Here is a 23,673-nt window from a genome sequence, read left to right as displayed (position 1 = left end):
GCGGCCGAAGTAGGGGGTCGCGAGCAGGAGTGCACGGTGGCTGGCCCAAAACATTTCCAGTAGGCTGTAACTCGATGAGCGCTACCGAGTACACCCATCCCGAACAAAGCCGACACCGGGAGAATGAGCGGGAGCCGAGCAGGGATATACGATTCGATATCGGTGAACTGGCCGAGCTCACCAAGATCCAACCCTCGGCGCTGCGGTTCTACGAACGCCACGGAATTCTGCGCTCCGCGGGTCGACTCGGTGGTCGCCGCATATTCGACATGACCGGCGTGCACCAACTCGCCGCCATAGACTACTGGCGCGAGGCCGGATTCACCGTCGAGGAGATCGCCGGACTCGTCTCCGATGCCAACACCAAGGACGAGACGCAAAAGGCCGCCGCCACCCGGCTCGCCGAACTCGACCGGTTCATCGAGCAGGCCGAACGGGCCAAACAATTCCTGCGCCACGTCATCGAATGCGCGCACCCGACCCTCACCGAGTGTCCCTACTACCTGGCCCACCTGCAGGACCGGGTCGAGGAGATCGTCAGCGGGACCTACCAGCGCGGCCAGCACCTGCGTCTACAACCCATGACGGGTGCCCCGCGCTCGAAGCGCTCCGCGGCTGGTTAGCCTGGCGCCTGCCGTCGCGCCCCAGCACCTCCCGCAGATCGCCGCGCCCGCCGATACCCAGCTTCCGATACGCCTGGGTCAGATGCATTTCCACCGCGCGCCGCGTCACGAACAGCTCATCGGCGATCTGCCGATTCGTCCGCCCCGTCGCCGCCAAACGCGCGACCCGCCGTTCGCTTGCCGTCAACGACTCCGGCCCCTGAATTCGCCCCGGCACCCGCCCGCCGGCATCGCGCAGCCGCTGTGCCAGGATCCGCCCCAATCGCACGGCCCCCGCGCCCTCCGCCAGCACCAGTGCCCGCCGCAGCCGCTGGCGTGCCTGTCCCACCCGACCCACCCGCGCCAGCCCGATGCCCAACTCCCCCAGCGCCCGTGCCGTCTCCATGCCGGTCGACAGCGCGACGGATTCGGTCAGCATCCCCAGTCCCGACGGTCCCGCCGCCTGCCCTGCCAGCCGCAACGCGATCCCGAGCGCCTGTTCCGCGGTTTCGCGTGCCGCAGTGAATTCGCCTGTGGTGCGGGCGAGTTCCGCCTCGGCGAGCGCCAGATCGGCGACCTCGTCCGCCGGGAGATCGGGTGCGTCGCGAAGTTCGCCCGGCGGATGCTCCCGCACCGCGACAGGCGGCGCCGAGTCGGCATAGACCACCGGGTCGCCCCGGCCCGTCCCTGCGGCTTCACCGGTGGTGAGAACAGCGGGACGTTCGCCCGAATCGACGGCGACGGCGTCGACTTCGGCAATTGCCTGGTCGCTTGCCACGTCCACCCCGGCGAGGGCGCGCGCGGCGGCCAATTCGGTGCAGGCGAGGGCGCGAGCGGTGTCGTGACGGCCCAATTCCAGCAGGACGGGTATCGCATTGGCGCGCCACGGGATCGGCGGGCCGCATCGGGCGGCGGCGAGGATATCGGCGAGCGCACCGCCGGGATCGCCACAGGCGTGGCGAAGTCGACCTCGGGCCAGCAGGAGCGCGGCATTGGTGGGGCGGGTGGGCAGCGGACCGTTCAGGTCGGCCTCGGCGAGCAGCCGGTTGGCCGCAGGCAGGTCGTCGCGTTCGAGCAGGGTTTCGATCAGGGGTCCGAAGGCGGCGACGGCAATGGCGGGCGGCACGGTGACCTGGGCCAATTGTGCTATGGCGCGGTCTGTTTCGATTGCTGCCCGAGAAATCCGGCCCAGGGCGAGCAGCACATTGGCGTGGGCCGCGTGGGCGAGCACCTTGCGGAGGGGACCCTGGTCAGGAGCGGTCACCCAGGCTGTGGTGTAAGGGAGTTGACGGTGCGGGGGTGCTTCCGAGAGCGTGGACAAGGTCGACCAGGTCAAAGGCAGGCCCAGTCGACCGGCCGGGGACAGCAGTTGCCAGGTCTGGTGCCAAGATAGGTCGCCTCCGCCCGAACTCCCCGAATCAGCGAGGAGATTCGCTATTCGCTTCGCCGATCCCCCTGTTCCGGTGGGAGGTTCGCCCGCAGGCAGGTCCGGGTGACGGATCGCCAGTTCGGCGAGGAGAACCGCGATCCGGTCCAGGAGCCCGGACTGCGCCACCTCGGAATCCAGCGCGAGACAGCGGAGCAGCCCGGCGGCTTCGATACCCCGGTCGAGCAGCAGCAGCGCCGAAGCGCGCTGGAAGACGAGCTGTGCCCGCAGCCACGGATCGGTGGCGAGCCGGGCGGCCTCGGCCAGATGGGTTTGCGCCGCCGCCGGATCGGTATCCGTTTCTGCCGTACCGAGCAGCGCGAGCAGGTGCGCGCGCAGCGATCGCGCCGTAGGCCGAGCCAGCACCCGTCGAAGCAGCTCCACGCGCGCGAGGACCGAGGCCGCCGCCGCCACCATCCGATCGAGCAGCGCTGAAACCAGCCGCGCCGCATCGTCGTACTCGGTGACCTCGCCGTCGAGCAGCAGTTCGAGCACCCGCTCGTCCGCCGCACCGATCTCGACAAGTCGCGCACCGGCGGCCACCAGCACCCGCGCCCGCTGCTCGGGCGAGATCGCCGCGAGCACCGCCGCCCGCACCATGGGCTGCGCGAACTCGACAATCGCACCGCCGGTGAGGAATCCGATCTCACTGAGCGCCTGCACCGCCTCCTCGGCCGCGCGCACCGTGATCCCGACCGCTGCGGCAATGAGCGTCGGCTCCGCGTTCGACCCGAGAATCGCCGCCGCCCCGACACATTCGAGACATCCGGCGACAGGTGGCAGTCGACTGCGCAACCAGTTGTAGACCGTGCGTGCGGCATACCCGCTCTGCTCCCGCGTCTTCGCCGGGCAATCGCACCAATCCGGCTGGGAAAGCGCGACATTCAGCAGGTACGGATTGCCGCCCGTCCACTCGGCAAGGCAGGCGGACAAGTTCGATGCGCCGCCGCGGACTCCCACCGGACTGACACGGATACCGCGACCTTCGATGCCGAACAGACCACCACTGCCGCAGCGGCCCGCACCGTTGTCGCACAGGCGATCCGCGTGCGAACCACCGTGGCGGCCCGGATCGATCAGCGCACCGACCATTCGTGCGCTGAAGGGGCGCAGGACGATTCGGGAACTGCTCCGCCGCAGTTCGGTGAGCAGCACCGGATCGGGGCTGGGGTGCGCAGGCAGATGCGAGGCGAGAACTCCCACGGGGTGGCCGGGCAATCGACGGACCAGGTAGGCCAGACAGTGCAGCGATTCGCGGTCGGACCAATGCAGGTCGTCGATCACGAGCAGCAGTGGCGTGCGGCGCGCCTGCTCGGTGATCCAGCGGAACAGGCTGTGCGGGGCGGTGATCGCCGCCGACGGGTCGGCATGGGTCCTCAGCCGATGGATCAACTGCGCGGGCAGCTCCGATTCGTACCGGCTCGCGGTGACCGTCAACACCTGGTGGCCGAGGCCGCGGGCGGCGTCCGCCCCGGCGGCGAGCAGGGCGGTGCGGCCCGTACCCGCGCCGCCTTCGACGAGGATCAGCGGCCCTGTGGCGATATTCGTCAGGTGGTGCGCGAGCACCCCTAGTTCCGCTGCTCGATCGACGAGCGAATTCGCGAATGCCGGACCTGTGGCGTGCGTGTACTCGAGGTGCACGCGACGACCGTAGCAATCCGATTACGTGCGACGACAGTGGTATTGAACCAAGGTCTCGGGCAGATGAATCGGCGGATGTAGAACCGGTCCCGCATTGTTTCGGCGAATTCCGGATGCTTCGGTCAATACTTCGGTGCCACCGCAGGGTTTTTCAGAGGCGCGGGCGCGATGCTGAAATCGGGCCGCCCGCACCGCGGCGCGTGCCGTCCCCGAATGTCGAGGAGTGAGTCGATGAGCGAACGTCGCGTATCCGCATTGGATTCTGCGTGGGATACTCCGCCCGATGCCGACGATTTTGTGCGCGAAGCCGTTGCGTGGCATTTCGATCCGGCGACGGGTTCGCGGTACTGGGTGGAGCGGGCCAAAAAGCTGGATTTCGATCCGCGCCGGGATGTGCGGACGGTGGCCGACCTGACGAAGTTCCCGAATATCGTCGACGAGTTGCGCGATGTGCCGCTCGAGGACCTGGTCCCCGTAGGGTACAAGAAGCTCGGAACCATCACCGAGCCGCCGGTGGTCGGTGAGAGCGGCGGCACCACGGGCGCGCCGAAGCGGGTCTTCGCCTATCCGGATGTCTTCGAGCAGTCGTGGTCCTGGTATCACGGTCGGCTGCGCGAGCACGGCGTGGCGGACGGGGCCAACTGGCTCGGGGTGGTGCCCGCCGGACCGCATATGGTCGGCAAGTTGACCCGCGACACGGCGGCCTACTTCGGTGGCATCTTCTTCACCATCGATCTGGATCCGCGCTGGGCCAAGCGCTGTGTCGCCCGCGGGAACGTGGAGGCGCTCAAAGACTATGTGGACCACCTGATCTCGCAGATCGAGTTCATTCTGCGCAGCCAGCACATCGGCACGCTGGCCATCACTCCCCCGCTGCTGGAGGCGCTCTCGCGCCGCGACGACCTGGTCGAGCTGATCAATCAGAAGGTCGGCACCATCACCTGGAGCGGCGCGTCGATGGATTCCGATACCCGCCAGGTCCTGCGCACCGAGATCTTCCCCAAGGCGAATCTGGTGGGGATCTTCGGCTCCACCATGATCTTCTGCGGTATTCCGGAGCGCGCGGGTCTGCCCGTCGGAGAGCCCGCCGTCTTCGATCCGCCCGCACCGTTCTCCCTCTTCTCGGTGGTCGATCCGGAAACTCTCGAGCCGGTGCCCTATGGCGAGCGCGGCCAGACAATCTCGCATCACATCACCCGAAATCTGTTCCTGCCCAACAATCTCGAGCGCGATACCGCGATCCGGCATCCGCACGGGCTCGGCCATCAGGGCGATTCGATCTCGGAGGTGCGCCCGGTGCAGAACTTCGGCGACGTCAAGGTGATCGAGGGGGTTTACTGACATGCCCGCCGTGTCCGCGCCGCCGCGCAGGCTCGACGCGCTCGGCGCGGGCGGCGCGTTCCGCAGCCGCCGGGTCGAGGAGATCACCGACGTCACCGGTCGGATCATCGCCGAACTCAGCCTCGTACCTTGGGTTTACGCCCAGCGCGCCATCAAGGCGCTGCGGCTGAGCGAGGCGCCGACGCCGCAGCGCCGCAGGGAACTGCTGGCCGAGGCGGGCAGGCTGTTCACCGACGGCACCGTGGACGGCATGTCCGCGCATGTCTTCCATCGGACCGTGGCGGCGGTCTCCGGGATGCCGATCACGGCGGTGCGGGCCGCGACCCGCTCGGTCGGCGAGTTCGCGGCACTCGCCATGGAAAGCGCCGACAAGGCCCGACCGGTCGGCGCGGTAGCGGATTGGCGCGATCCGCGCACCGCCGACGGGTGCGCGGTGTGGACCAGGCGCGGTGAGGTGCTGGTCGTGCAGGCTCCGGCCAATACGCCCGCCGTGCACGCGGCCTGGTTGGAGGCGCTGGCCCTCGGCTACCGGGTGGCGGTGCGCCCGTCGCGGCGCGAACCGTTCACCCCGCACCGGCTGGTGGCCGCGCTGCGCCAGGCGGGTTTCGCCAACGACCAGGTGATGCTGCTGCCCACCGATCATCCGACGGCCGACCAGTTGATCGCCGAGGCCGATGTGGCCATCGCCTTCGGCGGGGATCAGGTGGTGCGCAAGTACGGTTCGGACACACTGGTGCTACCGCAGGGACCGGGCCGCTCGAAGATCCTGCTCACCGCGGGCGTTCGACCGAATCTCGACACCATCGCGGAATCGGTTGCGGGCCAGGCGGGTACTGGATGCATCAATGCCACGGCCGTCTTCGTCGACGGCGATCCGGAGTCGGTGGCGCGGGAATTGGCGCGGCGGTTCGCCGCACTGCCCTCGCTCCCGCCGGGCGACGAACGCGCCTGCCTGCCGGTCACCGATCTCGCGGCGGCCAAGCGGATCGATGAGTATCTGCGCGCGAAAGCCGGTGCCGCGCGGGCACTGCACGGCGACACCATCGTGCACGACCTGGGCGACGGCTCTGCGGTCCTGCGGCCCGCCGTCTTCCTGCTCGATCGGGCCGACGCGCCGCAGACCCGCATCGAACTGGGCTTCCCGTGTGTCTGGGTGGCGCCGTGGTCACCCGCCGACGGCGTCGCGCCGCTGCGGGATACGTTATCGCTCAATGCCGTCACCGAGGATCGCGACCTGATCGCGACGCTGATCGCCGACCCGACGATCAGCAAGGTCTTCGTCGGCGACCACCCGACAACCTGGAACCGCCCCGATCTGCCGCACGAGGGCTACCTGGGCGAATTCCTCATGCACAGCAAGGCGGTCATTGTCGGCTGAGCACGGGGCAGGCGCGACGGGCGGGCCGGGCGATATCCGCCCGGCCCGCCCGCGTTTGTCCGCGCGGTGGTCAATCGCGAGGCGACACTTCGGCCTTCGAGCTCGCCCGCAGCGCCTTCTTGTCCACCTTGCCGATCCCCGAATACGGCAGCGTTTCCACGACCGCCAACTGCTCGGGCAGCTTGAACCTGGCCAGCCCCCGGTCCTGCAGGAACCGCCGGATCTCCGGCAGTTCCGGTGTGACCGCACCGTTTCGGCAGACCAGGTACAGGCGCACCACCTCGCCGAACCGGTCGTCGGGCACACCGATGACCGCCGCCGCGGCCACCGAAGGATGTTCCGCGGCAAGCAGTTCCAATTCGGTGGCCGGGATCTTCTCCCCGCCGCGGTTGATCACGTCGCGGGAGCGGCCCTCGACGATCAGCGATCCCGAGGGATGCAGCCGGGCCAGGTCGCCGGTGCGGTAGAAGCCGTCCGGGGTGAAGGCGCGGGCGGTGGCTTCCGGATCCGCGTAGTAGCCCGCGACGGTGTAGGGGCCTCGGGTCAGCAGTTCCCCGACCGCGCCGGGCGCGACCGGGGCGCCGTCGTCGTCGACGATCAGGATCTCGTCGGCGGGAGACGCGGGCCTGCCCTGGGTCTCGTAAACGATATCGTCGGGATCGTCGAGTCCGGTGTAGTTGAGCAGTCCTTCGCTCATGCCGTAGCACTGCTGGATGACACAGCCCAATGCCTCGGGCACCCGCTCGATCTGGCCGCGCCGCGGCCGCGCCCCGCCGACCTGGAGGACCCGCAGACTCGACAGGTCGCGCTCGGTGTCCAGGCCCGCCTCGGCCCACCGCTCGGCGAGCGCGGGCACGAGTGTGCAGTGGGTGACCCGCTCCCGCTCGATCAACTCGAAGACGACCTCCGGTTCGGTCGAAACTCCGAGCACCACCCGCCCGCCCGCGCCGAGGGTGCCGAGGATGCCCGGACAGCCCAGAACGAAGCCGTGGGTGGCGGGCATGACCGCCAAGTACACCGAATCCTGGTCTACTCCGGCAACTTTCGGCGTAGCGCGCAACTGGTAGCCGTACGCCTCCTGCAAGCGGGGAATCACCTTCGGCGTGCCGGTGGTGCCATTGGACAGCAGGCACAGCGCGGGATCGCTCAACCGCGCCTGCTCCGGATCCGGCAGGGTGTCCTCGGCCGAGCACAGGGTCCGCAGATCGATCGCGTCGTCGGAATCGAACGACAGCAGCGTCCGCACGCAGGGATGCGCGGTGCGCAACCGACGGGCCAGGGCCAAGTGGTCGAAGCGATTCCACCGCCCCGGCACCGCGATGGCCACCGGCTGGGTAACCCGCACGATGTGGTCGAGTTCGCGTTCGCGCAGCATGATCGGGGTGAGTATCGGCGGTGCGCCGATACTCGACAGCGCCAGCGTCAACACCACCAGTTCCAGATCGTTGGGCAACTGCACGACGACCATATCCCCGCGCCGAATCCCCGACGCGGACAACCGCTTCGCCGCACCATGCACGGCGGCGGCCAGTTCACCCCTGGTCAGCCGCCGCCCTCCCGCCGTGATCGCGAGCGCGTCCTCCCGACCGGATCCGAGCACGATTTGATCGACCCGCTCGCTGCCCCACAGACCTTCGGCACGATAGCGACGGGCGCGGGCCTCGTCGATCCTGTTGACCGGCATGGCATTTCCTCCCAATTGTTGCTGTCGGCGAAGCCGTCCGTAGACCTGCGCATGGCCGGAGCGAAGGCGGAGGCACGCCTCAGGCCCGCGCCCGCGCGGCGTCGATGCGCGCGGCGAGTTCACCGATGGTGTAGTCGTGTTTGTCCCAGAGGTCGACCTCGACCCCGAATCGACGGCGCAGCTCCCCTTCCAGCTCGACCGTTTCGGTGGAGTCGAGCGCCAGATCCGACCGCAGCCTGCGCTCCGCGGCGAGCTCGCTTTTCTCGACACCTATTTTCAACAGAATTTCGCACAGTTCGCCCATGAAATGACGGTAGCCCGGTATTCGGTGCCGATTCACTACACCGCTGGTGCTAAACCCCCCTGCGGTTCTCCAGTCCTACAACCGCCAACATCCTTTGGTCAATATCTCGCCCGACCGCCGACAAGCACCATTGATAGAGCGATCGGTTCGGCCGAGGCGAAGCATCTGGAGGAACTACAGAGAGTTTGCGGCCCGATGTCACAAAGAAACTATCTGGTCCCCTATCCCCAGCGCGGCAGCATTTTCGGCGCGGCGGAACTGGACGCACTCAGCGAAGTACTCAACTCGAACCTCACCCTGTCCGGTGGCGCGTATCGCGAGTCCTTCGAAAAGCAGTTCCGCGAGATGGTCGGCAGCAGGCACGCGCTGTCTGTCACCAGTGGCACCGTGGCGCTGGCACTGGCGATCAACCTGCTCGGACTGCAACCCGGCGACGAGGTGATCGCCACCCCGCAGACTTTCAAGGCGACGGTGCAGCCGCTGCTGGATCTGCGGGTCTCGGTGCGTTTCTGCGATATCGACCCGAATACGCTCAACGCGGATCCGGCGAGTATCGAGGCACTGATCACCGCGCGCACCAAGGCGATCATCATCGTGCACTACGGCGGTCTGCCCGCCGAGATGGACCGGATCATGCGGCTGGCGCGGGCCAGGGGCATTCTGGTGCTGGAGGATTGCGCGCACGCCCTCGGCAGCGACTATTTCGACCGGCGTCCCGGTTCGCTCGCCGATATCGGCTGCTTCAGCTTCCATTCCAGCAAGAACATCACCACCCTCGGCGAGGGCGGCATGGTGACCTTCGACGAGGACACCTGGCTGGAGCGGCTGGATCGTATGCGGTCCAATGATTCCGACGCCGACTTCGCCCGCGCCGCGCACCGCATCGGCGAATTGGACGGCGCACCGTCCTGGATGGTGTACGTCGGCAATTCCTATACGCACAACTGCGTGACGCTGCGGCACGCGGGCACCAATGCGACCCTCGCCGAACCGAATGCCGCATTCGGCATCGCGCAACTGAGTCGGCTCGATCGGCTGGTCAAGCGGCGGCGCGAGAATGCGGCGCGCATCGATGCGGTGCTGGATCAGTTCCCGTTCGTGCGACGCGTGGTCGAACCGGAGGGCGTGGCGAACGCCTATCACCTGTACACGTTCTTCGTCGATCCGGAATCGGGCGCGAATCGCAATTGGATCGTCGAGCGGCTGGCCCAGCACGGCGTCCAATTGCAGCTGCGTTATTTCCCGCTGCATCTGCTGCCGGAGTGGCGGGCGCGCGGACATCGGGTCGGCGAATGTCCGACGGCCGAACGCATGTGGTTCGACCAGCAGATCAATGTCCCTTGTCAGCCGAGCCTTTCCGAGGAACAGTTCGGCCGCATACTCGACGCGCTCCACGATGTGCTCACCGAGGCCGCGTCGCGCAATTCGACGGTATGAAATACGACTTCGACGGAATGAAATACGACACAGAACGGCGCAGCATGTCAGATACCACTTCATTCGACCTCATTGTCGTCGGTGGCGGACCGGTCGGGCTGTCCTGTGGCTGGCAGGCCGCCGCCCGAGGACAGCGCACCCTGGTCATGGACCGGTACGGGTTCTTCAATGAGCGCTGCGGCACCAGCGGCGCGGAGCGGCACTGGCGGGTCCAGTACACCCAGGAGGACCTGTCCCGGTTGACGCTGGAGGCGGTGCCGCTGTGGCGGTCGCTGGAGAGCCGGGTCGAGCGCACCCTCATCCACCACATCGGCAGCCTCTGGTTCGGCGATACCGAGGTCCAGACCAATGAGGGGCAGATCTGCGAGACCATGCGGGTGATGGACCGGCTCGATCTGCCCTACGAGGCGATGACGGCCAAAGAGATCGAGCGGCGCTACGGATTCGCCGATCTCCCTTCGCATTACGCGGGATTCCTGCAACCCGACGGCGGTGTGATCGATGTGCGCGGCACCCTCGCCGCGCTGTATGGGTTGGCCCAGCAGCACGGGTGCGCGCTGCACGCGGGCGAACGCGCGCTCGGCATATTCCCCGACGCCGACGGGGTGACGATCCACACCGACCGCACCACCTACCGCGCCGCGAAAGTGGTGCTGGCCAACGGCGCCGGGGTCAACGACCTGCTCGGTCCGCTCGGCGCGAGCCTCGATATCCGGCTCTACGAGATGGCCCTGGTCTCGCTGCGCCGACAGCAGGCCGATATCGACTTCCCGTTCTGGTTCGTCTTCCAGCAGCCGACCGAGGAGGACACCAACCTCTTCTACGGATTCGGCCGCAACCCTTGGTCGCCGAGCGATCTGGTCCGCTTGGGTCCGGTCTTCGAGGTGAATCCGCTGCCCGATGCCGAATCCGCCACGGGCACACCGGATCCGCGCCATGTCGAGCGGCTCTCCTCCTGGGTCGGCAACCATATGCCCGGCCTGGATCCCGCACCGGTGCAAACCTCCACCTGTCTCGCGGCACTGCCCGCGGATCCCGAGCGTCAGTTCTATCTGGGACTGATGCGCGATCTGGTGCCGCACGGTGAGCACCTGGTCGTCTACAGCTCCGGATGGGGCTTCAAATTCGTGCCGCTGCTCGGCGAGATCTGCGTGGACCTCGCGCTGCAGGGCCGCACCGCACATGACATCAGCCGGCTCGGACCGGCCATCAGTATGGAGGTAGAACAGTGACTCGCTTGAACGACACCTCCGCCGCCGCCATTGCCGTGGTCGGGATGGCCGGGCGGTTTCCCGGCGCACCGGACCTCGCGACCTATTGGCGCAATCTGCGCGACGGCGTCGAGTCGATCACCGCGCTCTCCGATCAGGAGATCATGGCCGAAGGGGTGGCGAGCGAGATCATCGGCCGCCCCAATTATGTAAGGGCCGCACCGCTTCTCGACGATATCGACCAGTTCGACGCACCCTTCTTCAAGATCAGCGCGCGCGAGGCGGCCCTGCTCGATCCGCAGCAGCGGCTGTTCCTGGAGACGGCGTGGCACGCGCTGGAGGACGCCGGTCGCGGACCCGGCACCGATACCGATGTCGGCGTGTTCGCCGGTGCGAACATGCCCGCCTACCTGATGTCGAACCTGTTGGGCGGCAGTCGGATCGTCATGAGTCCTGCGGTGTTCGAACTCCAGATCCACAATGACAAGGACTATTTGGCCAGCCGCACCGCCTTCCTGCTCGGTCTGCGCGGACCGGCGGTCTCGGTGCAGACGGCGTGTTCGAGTTCGCTCGTCGCGGTGCATCAGGCCAGTCGCGCGCTGCTGGCGGGCGAATGCGGGACCGCCATCGCGGGCGGTGTCTGCGTGCGGGTTCCGCACCGGGTCGGCTACCTCTACGAAGAGGGGCTGATCTACTCGCCCGACGGGCACTGCAGGCCCTTCGACGCCGACGCCAAAGGCACCGTCTTCGGCAACGGCGTCGGTGTGGTGGTGCTGCGCCGACTCGCCGACGCCCTTGCCGACGGCGACAATGTGCTGGCCGTGCTGCGCGCCACCGCGGTCAACAATGACGGCTCCGACAAGGTCGGCTACACCGCGCCCAGCGTCGCCGGACAGGAACGGCTGATCTCGAACGCGTTGCGCGCCAGCGGAATAGATGCCTCGACCATCACCGCGCTCGAAGCGCACGGCACCGCGACACCGGTGGGCGATCCGATCGAGATCACCGCGCTGACCCGCGCCTTCGGCGAGTACACCGACAAGTTGGGGTTCTGCGCGGTCAGCTCGGTGAAGGGCAATATCGGACATCTGGAATCGGCGGCGGGTGTGGCGAGCCTGATCAAGGCCGTCCTGCAATTGCGGCACCGGCAGTTGGCGCCGAACCTGCATTTCCGCAGCCCGAATCCGCGCATCGACTTCGACTCCACCCCATTCTTCGTCAATACCGAGCTCTCCGATTGGCGCAACGGCACCCATCCGCGCCGAATCGGTGTGAGCTCCTTCGGAATTGGCGGGACCAATGCGCATGTCATCCTCGAGGAGGCCCCGGCGGCCCGCCGCGCCGCCGCACCCGAGCGCGCACCGCAGGTCGTGGTGCTCTCCGCGAAATCGCCGCGGGCCCTCGATCAGGCGACGCAGGATCTGGCGCGGCACCTGGCCGAGGCCGACGCGGGCACCGAGCTCGCCGATATCGCCTCGACGACCCAGCTCGGTCGGGGTGCGCTGCCCTTCCGGCGGGCGCTGGTGGCCGAGGGTCTCGACGAGGCCGCCGCGCTGCTCGGCGGGTCGGATCCGGCGCGGGTAGCCAGTGCCGCCGCGCCCGCGAGCCCGCCGAAGGTGGTATTCCTGTTTCCCGGGCAGGGCACGCAGTATCCCGGCATGGGTCGCGGCCTGTATGAGACCGAACCGGTCTACCGCGCCGCCGTGGACACCTGCGCGAGGATACTCGAGCCGCTGCTCGGCGCGGATCTGCGCGAGGTCGTCTACGCCGACGGGGATGCGGCGGAACTGGCCGCGCGGCTGGAGAATACGGCCTTCGCGCAGCCCGCGCTGTTCGTCACCGAATACGCGCTGGCCCGGCAACTCGAAAGCTGGGGGATCATCCCCGACGCGATGGTCGGGCACAGTCTCGGCGAATTCGTCGCCGCCTGCCTGGCCGGGGTCATCGAACTCGAGGACGTACTGCGCCTGGTCGCCACGCGCGGCCGGATGATGCGCGATCTGCCCTCTGGATCCATGCTGTCGGTAGGCGCGCCGCAGGAGCGAATCGAGCCGCTGCTGTCGGCCGAATTGTCGATCGCCGCGATCAATTCGCCGTCGCTGTGCGTGGTTTCCGGTCCGCACGAGGATATCGCCGCGCTGGCCGAACGGCTGGCGGCGGCCGACATCGCGACCCACCGCCTGCACACCTCGCACGCCTTCCACTCCGGCATGATCGATCCGATCGTCGACCCCTTCACCGACGAGGTGCGCGGCACGGCACTGCGCGCCGCTATCGCGCCCATCGCCTCGACAGTCACCGGCGCCTGGATCACACCGGAGCAGGCCGCGGACCCCACCTACTGGGGCACCCACATGCGCAAACCGGTCCGGTTCGGCGCGGCGGTCGAACTCGCGGCCCAACTCGGTCGCTGCGTACTGATCGAAGTCGGTCCGGGCAACACCCTCGGCACACTGGCCCGCCAGTCGGTGCCGCCGTCGGCCGGAGCCACGATTCTCGGGACCATGCGCCGCCCCGACGGCGCGCGCCCGGATCAGGAGACGCTGGTGGCCGCGCTCGCCGGGCTGTGGCTGGCCGGGGTCGAGGTGGATTGGCAACGGCTGCAACCGAAACGGGGACCGATCCCGCTGCCCGCCTACCCGTTCCAGCACCGGCGCTACTGGGTGGAGCCGCGCGGCGTGACCGGCGCCGAACTGGTCATCGACACCCCGGCCCCGCCGGAATCCGAGGATACCGACACCTCCCGGCCCGAACAGTTGCTCACCACCTACACCGCGCCGCGCACCGAACTGGAGCGCAGTATCGCCGCACTGTGGGAGAAGTTCTTCGGCTTCCAGCCGATCGGCGTGTACGACAACTTCTTCGAACTCGGCGGCCATTCGCTGCTGGCCACCCAGGTGCTCAATCAGTTGCGAGTGGAACTGGGGCGCACCGCGAGTCCGGCCGAACTGCTGGCGGGACCGACCATCGCGGCCCTGGCCGAACTGATCGACGCGCAGGAACCCGGCGGCGAGGTCGAGGTCCTGCCCGCGATCGTGCCCGATCCCGCGCGGCGGCACGAGCCGTTCGGTCTCACCGAGATGCAGCAGGCGCAGTGGATCGGTCGGCTCGACAGCTTCGACATGGGTGGCGTCGCCCCGCACCTCTACCTCGAATTCGACAGCGACACACTGGATCTGGACCAACTCGAAAGTGCATGGCGGCGCACCGTGCAGCGACACGAGATGCTGCGCATCGTGGTGCTGCCCGACGGCCGCCAACGCATCCTCGGCTCGGTGCCGCCGTATCGCATCAAGGTGCACGACCTGCGCGACCTCACCGCCGACGCGGAGGCGGCGCTGCTGCACGCGGCCGCCGAGCGGATGGCCGTCGAGGTGCGTCCCGCCGACACCTGGCCGCTGTGGGAGATCCGGGCCAGCAAATTGCGCAGCGGCGCGCTGCGCGTGCACATCAGCTTCGACCTGCTGTGCGCTGATGTCGCGAGCTTCTTCTACCAGGTGCTGCCCAGTTGGCGCGACTTCTACAATGACCCAGCGCTTTCGGCGACCCCACCCGATCTCTCCTTCCGCGACTATGTGCTCGCCGAGGAAGGGCTGCGCGAGACCTCGCTCTACCAACGGTCTTTGGTGTACTGGCAGGATCGCGTTCGCAACCTGCCGCCCGCGCCCGAACTGCCCACGGCCCTCACGCCGGGGGAACGTCCCGAATTCGTTCGACGCCACGCGAATCTGGCGCCCGAGGTGTGGGCCAAGATCAAGGAACGCGCCGGCGAGCACCGGGTGACGCCCTCGAGCGTGTTGGTCGCCGCCTACGCGGCGGCGGTCGGACGGTGGAGCAAGAATCAGCACTTCACGCTGAACTTCACCGCCGTCAACCGGCTGCCCTTCCACGAGGACGTCGACGGGACCGTCGGCGAATTCGCCTCCTTCGAACTGCTCGAGGTGGATCTGCGTTCGGTCGAGACCTTCGCCGATCTGGTCGTGCAGGTACAGCGGCGCAGCTGGGAGGATTTCGAACACCGGTATGTCAGCGGCGTGCGAATCCTACGCGAGCTCAACCGGGTTCGCGGCGACACCACCGGCGGCGTGATGCCGGTCGTATTCACCAGCGCCCTGTCCACCGAGGCCGATCCGGCCAAGGTGGAATCACCGGTCGCCTGGCTCGGCGAGCAGGCCCGATTCATCTCGCAGACCCCGCAGGTCACCATCGACCACTTCGTCCTGGAATTCGGCGGCGTGCTCGAATTGGCCTGGCACGCGGTGGACGACCTGTTCCCGGATCGGCTCATGGCCGAGATGTTCGAGGTCTACCAGGATCTGCTGAACGGGCTCGCCGAACCCGACGGCTGGCAGCGGCCGCCCGCCCCCGAACTGCCTGCGGCACAGCGGGATATCCGCGAGCGGATCAACGACACCGCGGGTCCGGTGCCCACCGATCTGCTGGCCGATCCGGTCCTCGCCGTCGGCGCGCATCCGGAACTGAGCGGGCGGGCGGCGGTCATCACCGCCGAGCGCACGCTCACCCACGCCGAATTGTCCGGGCGCGCGGTCGAACTGGCGCGCACCCTCGCCGCGCGCGGATTGGGTGCCGGGACACTGGTCGGCATCGGTATCGCCAAGGGTTGGCGGCAGATCGTCGCCGCCGTCGGCGTCTCCGCGGCGGGCTGCACCTACGTGCCCATCGACCCGGACCTGCCGCAGAGCAGACGCGCCTGGCTCATCGAACACGCCGGTGTCGACTGCGTCCTCACCGATGCGGCGGCCGACCAGGATTGGCCCGCAGGCGTGACCACCATCGATATCGCCGAGGACGCCGACTGGGGCGCCGCCGATATCGCGGGCTGGCGCTCCCCCGCCACCCCCGACAATCTCGCCTACATCATCTACACCTCCGGCTCCACCGGAACACCGAAAGGTGTGGCGCTCACCCACACCGCCGCCCGCAACACCCTCGCCGATATCGAGCAGCGCTTCGGCATCAATGCCGAGGACCGGGTGCTCGGACTGTCCTCGCTGAGCTTCGACCTGTCCGTCTTCGATATCTTCGGCGTTCTCGCCGCGGGCGCAGCGCTGGTGCTGCCCGAGACGCAGGCCCGCCGCGACCCGGCGCGCTGGCTCGAACTCATCGCCGAACATCGAGTGAACGTGTGGAATTCGGTGCCCGCGCTGCTGGATATGTTGGTGACGCACCTGGAGGGCGTGGCAGCGGAACTGCCGCTGCGGTTGGCGCTGCTCAGCGGCGACTGGATCCCGGTCCGGCTGCCCGATCGGGCGCGCGCACTGGCCGAGGATCTCGCGGTGATCAGCCTCGGCGGCGCGACCGAGGCCGCCATCTGGTCGATCCACTACCCCATCGGCGAGGTGCCCGCGGACTGGACCTCCATCCCCTACGGACGTCCGCTGCGCAACCAGAGCTTCCACGTCCTCAACGACCGCATGGAACCCTGCCCGGTGTGGACTGCGGGACAGCTCTACATCGGCGGTGTCGGCCTGGCCGCCTGCTACTGGAATGACGAGCAGCGCACCGCCGAATCCTTCCGCACCCATCCGCGCACCGGCGAAAGGCTCTACCGGACCGGCGATCTCGGACGCTACCTGCCCGACGGATCCATCGAATTCCTCGGCCGCGAGGACTTCCAGGTCAAGATCGGCGGGTTCCGCATCGAACTCGGCGAGGTGGAACACGGGCTGCTCGCGCACCCGTCGGTGAGCGCGGCCGTCGCCGCCGCACTCGGGCCGCGCACCCAGCAGCGACTGGTCGCCTACGTGGTGCCCGGCGCGCCGACCGAGACCGAAGCGCTGGTGGCCGCGCTGCGCGAACACCTCGCCGAAACCCTGCCCGGCTATCTCATGCCCGCCGATATCGTGGTGCTGGAAGAACTTCCGCTCAGCGCCAACGGCAAGGTGGATCGGGCCGCACTACCCGCACCCGAACACGCGGGCCGCGCAGGCGCCGAGGCCGTCGACGAGCGTTCCCGCGAAAACCTCGACAAGCTCATCACATTGGCTCGATCGGTCCTCAAGGTGGCGGAGATCGGCCCGGCCGACAACTTCTTCCAACTCGGCGGCGACTCCATCATGGGCATCCAGTTCGTCAGCCAGGCCAACACGCAGGGATTGCCGCTCGGACCGCAGGATCTGTTCGAGAGCAACACCTTCCTCGACCTGGCCCGCGGCCTCGGCAGCGGCGCGCAGACCGTGGCCGACGCCGTCCCGCTCACGACCCACCAGGCCCGACTGCTCGCCGAGAACGCGGTGGGGCGGATCGACGTCGCGGTGCGCGACGGATTCGATCCGGCGCTGGCCGAGCGGGCGCTCGCCGAGGTCACCGCGCGCCATACCGCGCTACGACTGCGGATCGGCGCACTCGATGACGGCACACCGGGACTGCTCGACGCGCCCGCCGAGAATCCGCTCACCGAAATAGATTTGAGCGGCATACCCGCCGAGGGTCAGCGGGCGGCGGCCGATGCGCTGATCGCCGAGATCGCCGCGGAGATCGACCTCGGTGCGGGTGCCGGCGCCAAACTCGCCTACCTGACCGGGACGGCGCAGGCCCGACTCGTCTGGCTCGGCTCGGCCGCCGCCATCGACGACACCTCGTGGCGGGTGCTGCTGTTCGATTTCGCGCACGCCTATCGCGAACTGGCCGACCACGATTCGGTCGACTGGACCGACCGGCCGACCTGCTTCCTGGATTGGTCACGGGCCAGACCCGATACGGGGCCGGACCCGGTCGAGCCGGGCTCCGAGACGGTCGATCCGACGCGAATCGTGACCACCTCGCTATCCGCCGCGACCGTCGCCGACCTGACCGAATCCGCGTTCTCCGCATACCATCTCGACCTCGCGGAGGCCGTGGCGGCGGCACTGGTGCTGGCCCTGCGCGAATCCGGCACGACACTGCCGATCGCCACACTGCGCACCCTGCGCGAGGCCGCCGTGGAGAACTCGGCGGGCCAGTTCACCGAACCGGTGCTGCTCGACCCGACCGGCCCCGCCGATCCGGCCGAGGTGCTGACCTCCGTCAAAACCGACTACCGCCGCACCGCCGCACCCGAACCCGGCACGCGGCGACTGGTCCTGCGCGAAATCGTCAACGACGACTGGGAATCCGCCGCAGGTCCGCTCACCATGGCCGAATTCCACGGCCCGGCAAGCACATCGGTCCCGGCGGGCACCGTCGCCGAACTCGGGACCGCGCTGGTCGCGGGCGAACTGCGCCTGCGCTGGCGCCACGACGACACCTTCGACACCGCCGTCATCACCGCCTTCGACACTGCCGTCGCCACACTCACCGAGCACTGCCGCCGCACCGCCGCAGGCAGTTACGACCCCTCGGACTTCCCCCTGGCCGGGCTGGATTCGGCACAGCTGGCCGCATTCCTCGACACGCTCGACACCGAAGAAAGGTAAGGCCGTGCGATCCAACGTCAGCAAGGGCATCGAAGACGTCTACGAGCTCACGCCCATCCAGCAGGGTTTGCTGTTCGAACAGCTCAAGCGTCCCGAGGCCGGTGTCTACTACGAGCAGCTCGTACTCACCTTCGACGGTGCCATGAACACCGACGCCTTCCAGCGCGCCTGGCAACTGGTGGTGGACCGGCATCCCATCCTGCGCACCTCCTTCCACTGGCGCGCCGAGGAACTGCCGCTGCAGGTGGTGCACGAACGGGCCGAACTGCCACTGGAAGTGCTCGACTGGCAGGACCTCTCCGAGACCGAACAGCAGGACAGGCTGCAGAAATGGCTCGACCGCGAGCGCATCGAGGGTTTCGAACTGACCAAGGCGCCGCTCATGCGCATCAGCGTCATCCAAACCGCGCCGCGCACTTGGCAATTCGTGTGGCGGCTGTCGCATCTGCTGATGGACGGCTGGTCCTTCGGTCTGGCCGTCACCGATTTCGTCGGCGCCTACCGCGCCACCTGCCTCGGCCACGAGCCCAAGTGGAATCCCATGCGCCCCTACCGGGATTACGCCGCCTGGTGGCACAAGCAGGATGGAGTGCGCGGACGCGATTTCTGGGAGCGGGAGCTCTCGGACTTCCAGCCGCCCGCACCGCTGTTCCTCGGCGGCAGCAAAGCGCCGGAGGGCGAACCCAGCCACGGCTTCGTCGAATTGCAGCTCGACGAGATCGAACCGGGACTGCGCGAACTCGCCCGCACCAACCAGCTCACCCTGAACACCCTCGTCCAGGGCGCGTGGCTGCTGGTCCTCGCGCACTACTACGGCACCAACGATGTGGCCTGCGGATTCACCATGGCGCACCGGCCCGCCGAATTGCGCGGCAGCGAAACCATTCTCGGCCCGCTCATCGCCACCATGCCGGTGCGGGAGAAATTGGAGATGACCAGGGCCGCGCTGTCGTGGCTCGGCGATCTGCAGGTGCACATCGCCGCCGTGCGGGAGAACACCACACTGCCGCTGTTCGATGTGCAGCGGGTGCTCGGACGGCCGCTGACCGTGCCGCTGCTCGAGAGCAGCGTCTCCTACGAGAACATGCCGATGCCGGACTTCGCGCTCGCCGAAACCGGGATGACGCTGCGATCGATGCGCTACGACGGGCGGCCGCACTACCCGATCACCATGGTGATCATGCCGGGCGACGGGATGCCGCTGCGAGTCATCTACGACCGGGGCCGCTTCTCCGCCGAGGCCGCGCAGCGCTTCTGTGATCAATTGCGCGAGGTGCTGACCCAACTCGTCGAACATCCCGAGTTGACCCTCGGCGAACTGTCCCCCGGCGGCGCGACGGCCGCGCCGGTCAGTGGCAGTGTCGGACTGGAGGTCGAGAACCGTTCGCTGCCCGCCATATTCATCGAGCACGCGCACCGGACCCCGGACGCGGTCGCCCTGGTCGACGGTGACAAGCGCACCAGCTACCGCGAACTCGACGCGCAGAGCGACGCCATCGCGGCCCAATTGATCGAGGCCGGTATCCGCCCCGGCGGGCGGGTCGGCCTGCACCTGGACCGGTCCACGCGCCTGATCGCCGCGTTGCTCGGCACGCTCAAGGCGGGCGCGGCCTATGTGCCGCTCGAACCCGAACAGCCCACCGAACGGCTGGCGGATATCCTGGCCGACGCCGCGCCCGGTGCGGTCATCACCTCCCCGGAACTCGCCGCCCACCTGCCCGCCTTCGACGGCGTGATCCTGGCCGAGGACCCCGCGGACGAGCCCGCCTATCCCGCGCTGCCCGCCATCGGACCCGAGGATCCGGCGTACGTCCTCTACACCTCCGGTTCCACCGGGCGACCCAAAGGTGTTGTGGTGACCCACCGCAACGTGGTCAGCCTGTTGGCCGCGGGTCGCGCGGAGTTCGGCAGCACCGCCTCGGACGTGTGGACCTTCAGCCACTCTTTCGCCTTCGACTACTCGGTGTGGGAGATGTGGGGCGCGCTGGGCAATGGCGGGCGGCTCGTGATCGTCCCGAGGTGGACGGTGCGCTCCCCCGAGGACTTCCATCGGCTGGTCCGGACCGAGAAGGTCACCGTGTGCAGCCAAACGCCCACGCTGTTCGAACATTTCGCCGCCGCCGACGCGGCAGGCGCCGGGACGAAGCCGAAGTCGAAGTCGAAGAATGGTGCGGCACAGGCGCTTCGGCTGATCTTCATCGGCGGCGACCGCCTCTACACCCCCGTCCTGCGCGACTGGATCACCCGCCACGGCGATGAATACCCGCGCGTGTACAACCTTTACGGCGTTACCGAGGCCGCGGTGGTCTCCACCTTCCACCGGGTCACCGCCGATCTGGTCCGTCAGGAGATCCCGGTCCCGATCGGAACCGCCCTGCCCAACCAGCGCGCCTACGTCCTCGACGACCAGGGCCGCGCCGTCCCGCCCGGAGCCCCCGGCGAACTGTGCGTCGCCGGAGCGGCGGTGGCGCACGGCTACCACCAACGCCCCGAACTGGCCGCGAGATTCGGCGCCGAACCCGCCGAACCGCACGAAAGGATGTACCACACCGGCGATCTCGTCCGCCTGATGCCCGACGGCGCACTGCACTACGTCGGCCGCGCCGACACCCAGGTCAAGATCCGCGGCTACCGGGTCGAACTCGGCGAGATCGAATCCGTGCTGCGCACCCATCCCGCCGTCCGCTCGGCGGTGGCCATCACCCGTCAGCAAGGCGCAGGCGCACGGCTGCTGGCCTACGTCGTCCCCAAACACGACACGCTCGACCTGGACGACCTGCGCGCCTTCGCCGCCCGGCGACTGCCCGACCACATGGTGCCCACCGCACTCGGACGCATCGCGGAGATCCCCACCACCGTCGGCGGCAAGATCGACGCGCGGGCGCTACCCGACCTCACCGCCACCGATCGGTCCGAGATCGTCGAGCCGAGCACCGATCTGGAACGCGCGCTCGCGGGCGTGGTGGCCGAACTCGTCGGCACGGACCGCATCGGCATGGCCGACGATTTCGCCGAGATCGGCCTGCACTCCGCCCATCTCATGCGGCTGATGGTGGTCATCCGGTCGCGCTGGGAGGTCTCGCTGCCGCTGCGCGAACTCTTCGCCGCACCCACCCTGCGCACCCTGTCCGAACTCGTCTCGCGGGAGCTCGCATGAATCAGACCGCCACCGAACGCGTCACGGCCGCGGCTGCCGACGACGACCGCTGGCGCGCCCACGTCCGCGACTTCGCCCGCACCCGGATCGCGCACCTGTCCGACACCATGGATCGCACCGCCACCCTCGATCCCGCACTGCGCGAAGAACTCTTCGCCGCCGGGCTGATGGCCATCGAGGCCCCCGCGCACTACGGCGGGGGCGGCGGCTCGCTGATGCGGGTCGTCGTGGCCATCGAGGAGGTGGCCAGGATTGATCCCGGCGTGGCAGTCGGGGTCGACGTCCAGAACGCGCTGATCGTCGCCACCCTGCTGCGGATGGGCACCGGCGACCAGAAGCGAAAGTACCTGCCGCTGTTGGCCAATCGGTGGGTCGGCGCGTTCGCCCTGTCCGAGGAACACGCGGGCAGCGACGCGTTCGCGGGCGCCACCACCGCCACCGCGAAGGGCGACGGCTACGTCCTCAACGGACGCAAACGCTGGACCAGCAATGCCGCCAACGCCGATGTGTACCTGGTGTTCGCCCGGGCGGACGAGCACGGGCCATCGGCCTTCCTCGTCGAACGCACCACACCTGGACTCGCGATCGAACCACGCACCGAACAGCTCGGGGTGCGCGCCGCGTCCACAGCCGACCTGATCCTCGACAATGTCGAGGTGCGGGCACGGCACTGCCTCGGCGGACTCGGCCACGGCGAAACCGTAGCCGTCGCGGCCCTCGACATCGGCCGGGTCGGCATCGCCGCGCAACAGGTCGGATTGGCCCGGGGCGCATTGGATTGCGCGCTCGCCTACAGCCGGACCCGCAAACAGTTCGGCAAATCCATCGGCGAATTCCAGGGCGTGCAGTTCACCCTCGCCGATATCGCCACCGAAGTCGAGGCGGCAAGGGCGCTGCTCTACGACGTCACCCGGATCGTCGCCGAAGGCACCTCACTGGCCGAGCGGCTGCGGCTGTCCGCGATGGCCAAATACTTCGCCTCGCAGGTCGCCGAACGGGCCGCCTCGCGCGCGGTGGAAGTGTTGGGCGGCAATGGTTTCACCCGCGAATACCCGGCCGAGCGGCTGTTCCGGGACGCCAAGGCGGGCAAGATCTACGAAGGCACCTCGAATATCCTGCTGCGCAGCATCGCCCGCGCGCTGCCGGAGGAGCCGAGATGACCGGGCGGGTGCGGCGGCCGATCAGCAGACCGGGGCGCGCCACCGTGCGGCTGTACTGTCTGGCGCACGCGGGCGGCGACGCAAGGGCGTTCGCGCCGTGGTCGGTACTGCTACCCGACCATATCGAGGTGTGCCCGATCCAGCTGCCCGGCCGCGGTGAACGGCTGCCGCACCCGCCGGTCGACACCCTCGAAGCGGCCCTGGACCAGATCCACGCGGCCATCTCCACCACCCTCCCGTTCGCCCTGTTCGGTCACAGTCTCGGCGCGGTCCTCGCCTACGAGGCCGCACATCGACGCACCCCCGCGCACCTGTTCATCTCCGGGCACCGCGCCCCACACCTGCCCCTGCGCGAACAATCCATCCATCACCTACCCGACCGCGAATTCATCGCCAGGCTCGCCGAACTCAACGGCACCCCGCAGGTTCTGCTCGAGAACCCGAACTTCCTGCGCATGCTGCTCCCCACCATGCGCGCCGACTTCAAGATCTCCGAAACCTACCGCCACCGCCCGCGCCCACCCCTCCCCTGCCCCCTCACCGTCCTCGGCGCCACCGAGGACCCCGACGTCCACCGCAGCGAACTCGAAGCCTGGACCCAACACACCTCAGCAAATTGCCGAATCACCGAATTCCCCGGCGACCACTTCTACCTCTTCGACCACCCCGAACCCCCACTCACCCTCATCTCCGAAGCACTCGCAGCCTTCGCCCCGGCGCATACACCTTGAGAGTCGAATGAGCCGCCCCGTGTGGCAGATTCCGAGGAATATCGCAACTCCGCTCGCCGCGAGGACGGCGACAGGGCTGACGTTGTCGACTCGCCGCCGGTGCGTATGAGATAGGAATTGATTGATTGATTGCTCGCGCATTGCGGCATCGACCGACTCACATATTCTCTCGGCCGGGAATACCGC

The 23,673-nt window shown here is 68.3% G+C and carries 12 protein-coding genes; 9 read left to right on the top strand and 3 right to left on the bottom strand.

All coding sequences use genetic code 11. The features are described 5' to 3' along the window. The first annotated feature begins 74 nt into the window (after positions 1–74). Complete coding sequence (locus tag D5S18_RS29910) at positions 75–623, top strand: MerR family transcriptional regulator (protein WP_120044437.1); 549 nt, start codon at positions 75–77, stop codon at positions 621–623. On the opposite strand, the gene D5S18_RS29905 is transcribed toward D5S18_RS29910, so the two are convergent. Then, on the bottom strand, positions 538–3,669 hold the full coding sequence (locus tag D5S18_RS29905) for a LuxR family transcriptional regulator (protein ID WP_120044436.1): 3,132 nt from the start codon (positions 3,667–3,669) through the stop codon (positions 538–540). The two genes, D5S18_RS29910 and D5S18_RS29905, sit on opposite strands and share 86 nt — an antisense overlap. A 231-nt stretch (positions 3,670–3,900) precedes the next feature. Here D5S18_RS29905 and D5S18_RS29900 point away from each other — a divergent pair, with 231 nt between their 5' ends. Next, entirely contained in the window at positions 3,901–5,010 is a 1,110-nt protein-coding gene (locus tag D5S18_RS29900; RefSeq protein ID WP_120044435.1) for a phenylacetate--CoA ligase family protein, read from the top strand. A gap of 1 nt (position 5,011) precedes the next feature. Further along, complete coding sequence (locus D5S18_RS29895) at positions 5,012–6,388, top strand: aldehyde dehydrogenase family protein (RefSeq protein ID WP_120044434.1); 1,377 nt, start codon at positions 5,012–5,014, stop codon at positions 6,386–6,388. Positions 6,389–6,458: 70 nt separating this feature from the next. On the opposite strand, the gene D5S18_RS29890 is transcribed toward D5S18_RS29895, so the two are convergent. Beyond that, positions 6,459–8,072: a (2,3-dihydroxybenzoyl)adenylate synthase gene (locus tag D5S18_RS29890; protein ID WP_120044433.1), complete on the bottom strand. Its 1,614-nt coding sequence runs from the start codon at positions 8,070–8,072 to the stop codon at positions 6,459–6,461. Between the two features lie 79 nt (positions 8,073–8,151). Next, positions 8,152–8,376 (bottom strand): phosphopantetheine-binding protein, encoded by a 225-nt coding sequence (locus D5S18_RS29885; RefSeq protein ID WP_120044432.1) that lies wholly within the window; start codon positions 8,374–8,376, stop codon positions 8,152–8,154. A 195-nt stretch (positions 8,377–8,571) separates the two neighbouring features. On the opposite strand from D5S18_RS29885, the gene D5S18_RS29880 reads away from it, so the two are divergent. From D5S18_RS29880 to D5S18_RS29855, 6 genes are read left to right on the top strand one after another with little or no spacing between them, the layout of a single operon-like run. Further along, positions 8,572–9,813: a DegT/DnrJ/EryC1/StrS family aminotransferase gene (locus D5S18_RS29880; RefSeq protein WP_120044431.1), complete on the top strand. Its 1,242-nt coding sequence runs from the start codon at positions 8,572–8,574 to the stop codon at positions 9,811–9,813. Between the two features lie 44 nt (positions 9,814–9,857). Continuing rightward, positions 9,858–11,045: an FAD-dependent oxidoreductase gene (locus tag D5S18_RS29875; RefSeq protein ID WP_120044541.1), complete on the top strand. Its 1,188-nt coding sequence runs from the start codon at positions 9,858–9,860 to the stop codon at positions 11,043–11,045. Next, positions 11,042–18,439 carry a non-ribosomal peptide synthetase/type I polyketide synthase gene (locus tag D5S18_RS29870; RefSeq protein WP_120044430.1) on the top strand — a complete coding sequence of 2,466 codons (7,398 nt, stop codon included), beginning with the start codon at positions 11,042–11,044 and terminating at the stop codon, positions 18,437–18,439. The genes D5S18_RS29875 and D5S18_RS29870 overlap by 4 nt, the downstream gene beginning before the upstream one ends. Positions 18,440–18,443: 4 nt before the next feature. Continuing rightward, entirely contained in the window at positions 18,444–21,596 is a 3,153-nt protein-coding gene (locus D5S18_RS29865; RefSeq protein ID WP_120044429.1) for a non-ribosomal peptide synthetase, read from the top strand. Next, positions 21,593–22,756, top strand: a complete 1,164-nt coding sequence (locus D5S18_RS29860) for an acyl-CoA dehydrogenase family protein (RefSeq protein ID WP_120044428.1) — start codon at positions 21,593–21,595, stop codon at positions 22,754–22,756. The genes D5S18_RS29865 and D5S18_RS29860 overlap by 4 nt, the downstream gene beginning before the upstream one ends. Further along, entirely contained in the window at positions 22,753–23,487 is a 735-nt protein-coding gene (locus D5S18_RS29855; RefSeq protein ID WP_120044427.1) for a thioesterase II family protein, read from the top strand. The genes D5S18_RS29860 and D5S18_RS29855 overlap by 4 nt, the downstream gene beginning before the upstream one ends. Positions 23,488–23,673 lie beyond the last annotated feature (186 nt).

This window comes from Nocardia panacis, assembly GCF_003598715.1.
Taxonomy (GTDB): Bacteria; Actinomycetota; Actinomycetes; order Mycobacteriales; family Mycobacteriaceae; genus Nocardia; species Nocardia panacis.
The sequence above is the reverse complement of the archived record's forward strand: the minus strand, read 5'-3'. Positions and strand labels throughout refer to the sequence as shown.

Excerpts from the sequence above, each read along its gene's own strand:
- D5S18_RS29860 (WP_120044428.1), top strand. The coding sequence starts at position 21,593 with ATGAATCAGACCGCCACCGAACGCGTCACGGCCGCGGCTGCCGACGAC.
- D5S18_RS29895 (WP_120044434.1), top strand. The coding sequence starts at position 5,012 with ATGCCCGCCGTGTCCGCGCCGCCGCGCAGGCTCGACGCGCTCGGCGCG.
- D5S18_RS29900 (WP_120044435.1), top strand. The coding sequence starts at position 3,901 with ATGAGCGAACGTCGCGTATCCGCATTGGATTCTGCGTGGGATACTCCG.
- D5S18_RS29875 (WP_120044541.1), top strand. The coding sequence starts at position 9,858 with ATGTCAGATACCACTTCATTCGACCTCATTGTCGTCGGTGGCGGACCG.
- D5S18_RS29880 (WP_120044431.1), top strand. The coding sequence starts at position 8,572 with ATGTCACAAAGAAACTATCTGGTCCCCTATCCCCAGCGCGGCAGCATT.
- D5S18_RS29890 (WP_120044433.1), bottom strand. The coding sequence starts at position 8,072 with ATGCCGGTCAACAGGATCGACGAGGCCCGCGCCCGTCGCTATCGTGCC.
- D5S18_RS29885 (WP_120044432.1), bottom strand. The coding sequence starts at position 8,376 with ATGGGCGAACTGTGCGAAATTCTGTTGAAAATAGGTGTCGAGAAAAGC.
- D5S18_RS29910 (WP_120044437.1), top strand. The coding sequence starts at position 75 with ATGAGCGCTACCGAGTACACCCATCCCGAACAAAGCCGACACCGGGAG.
- D5S18_RS29855 (WP_120044427.1), top strand. The coding sequence starts at position 22,753 with ATGACCGGGCGGGTGCGGCGGCCGATCAGCAGACCGGGGCGCGCCACC.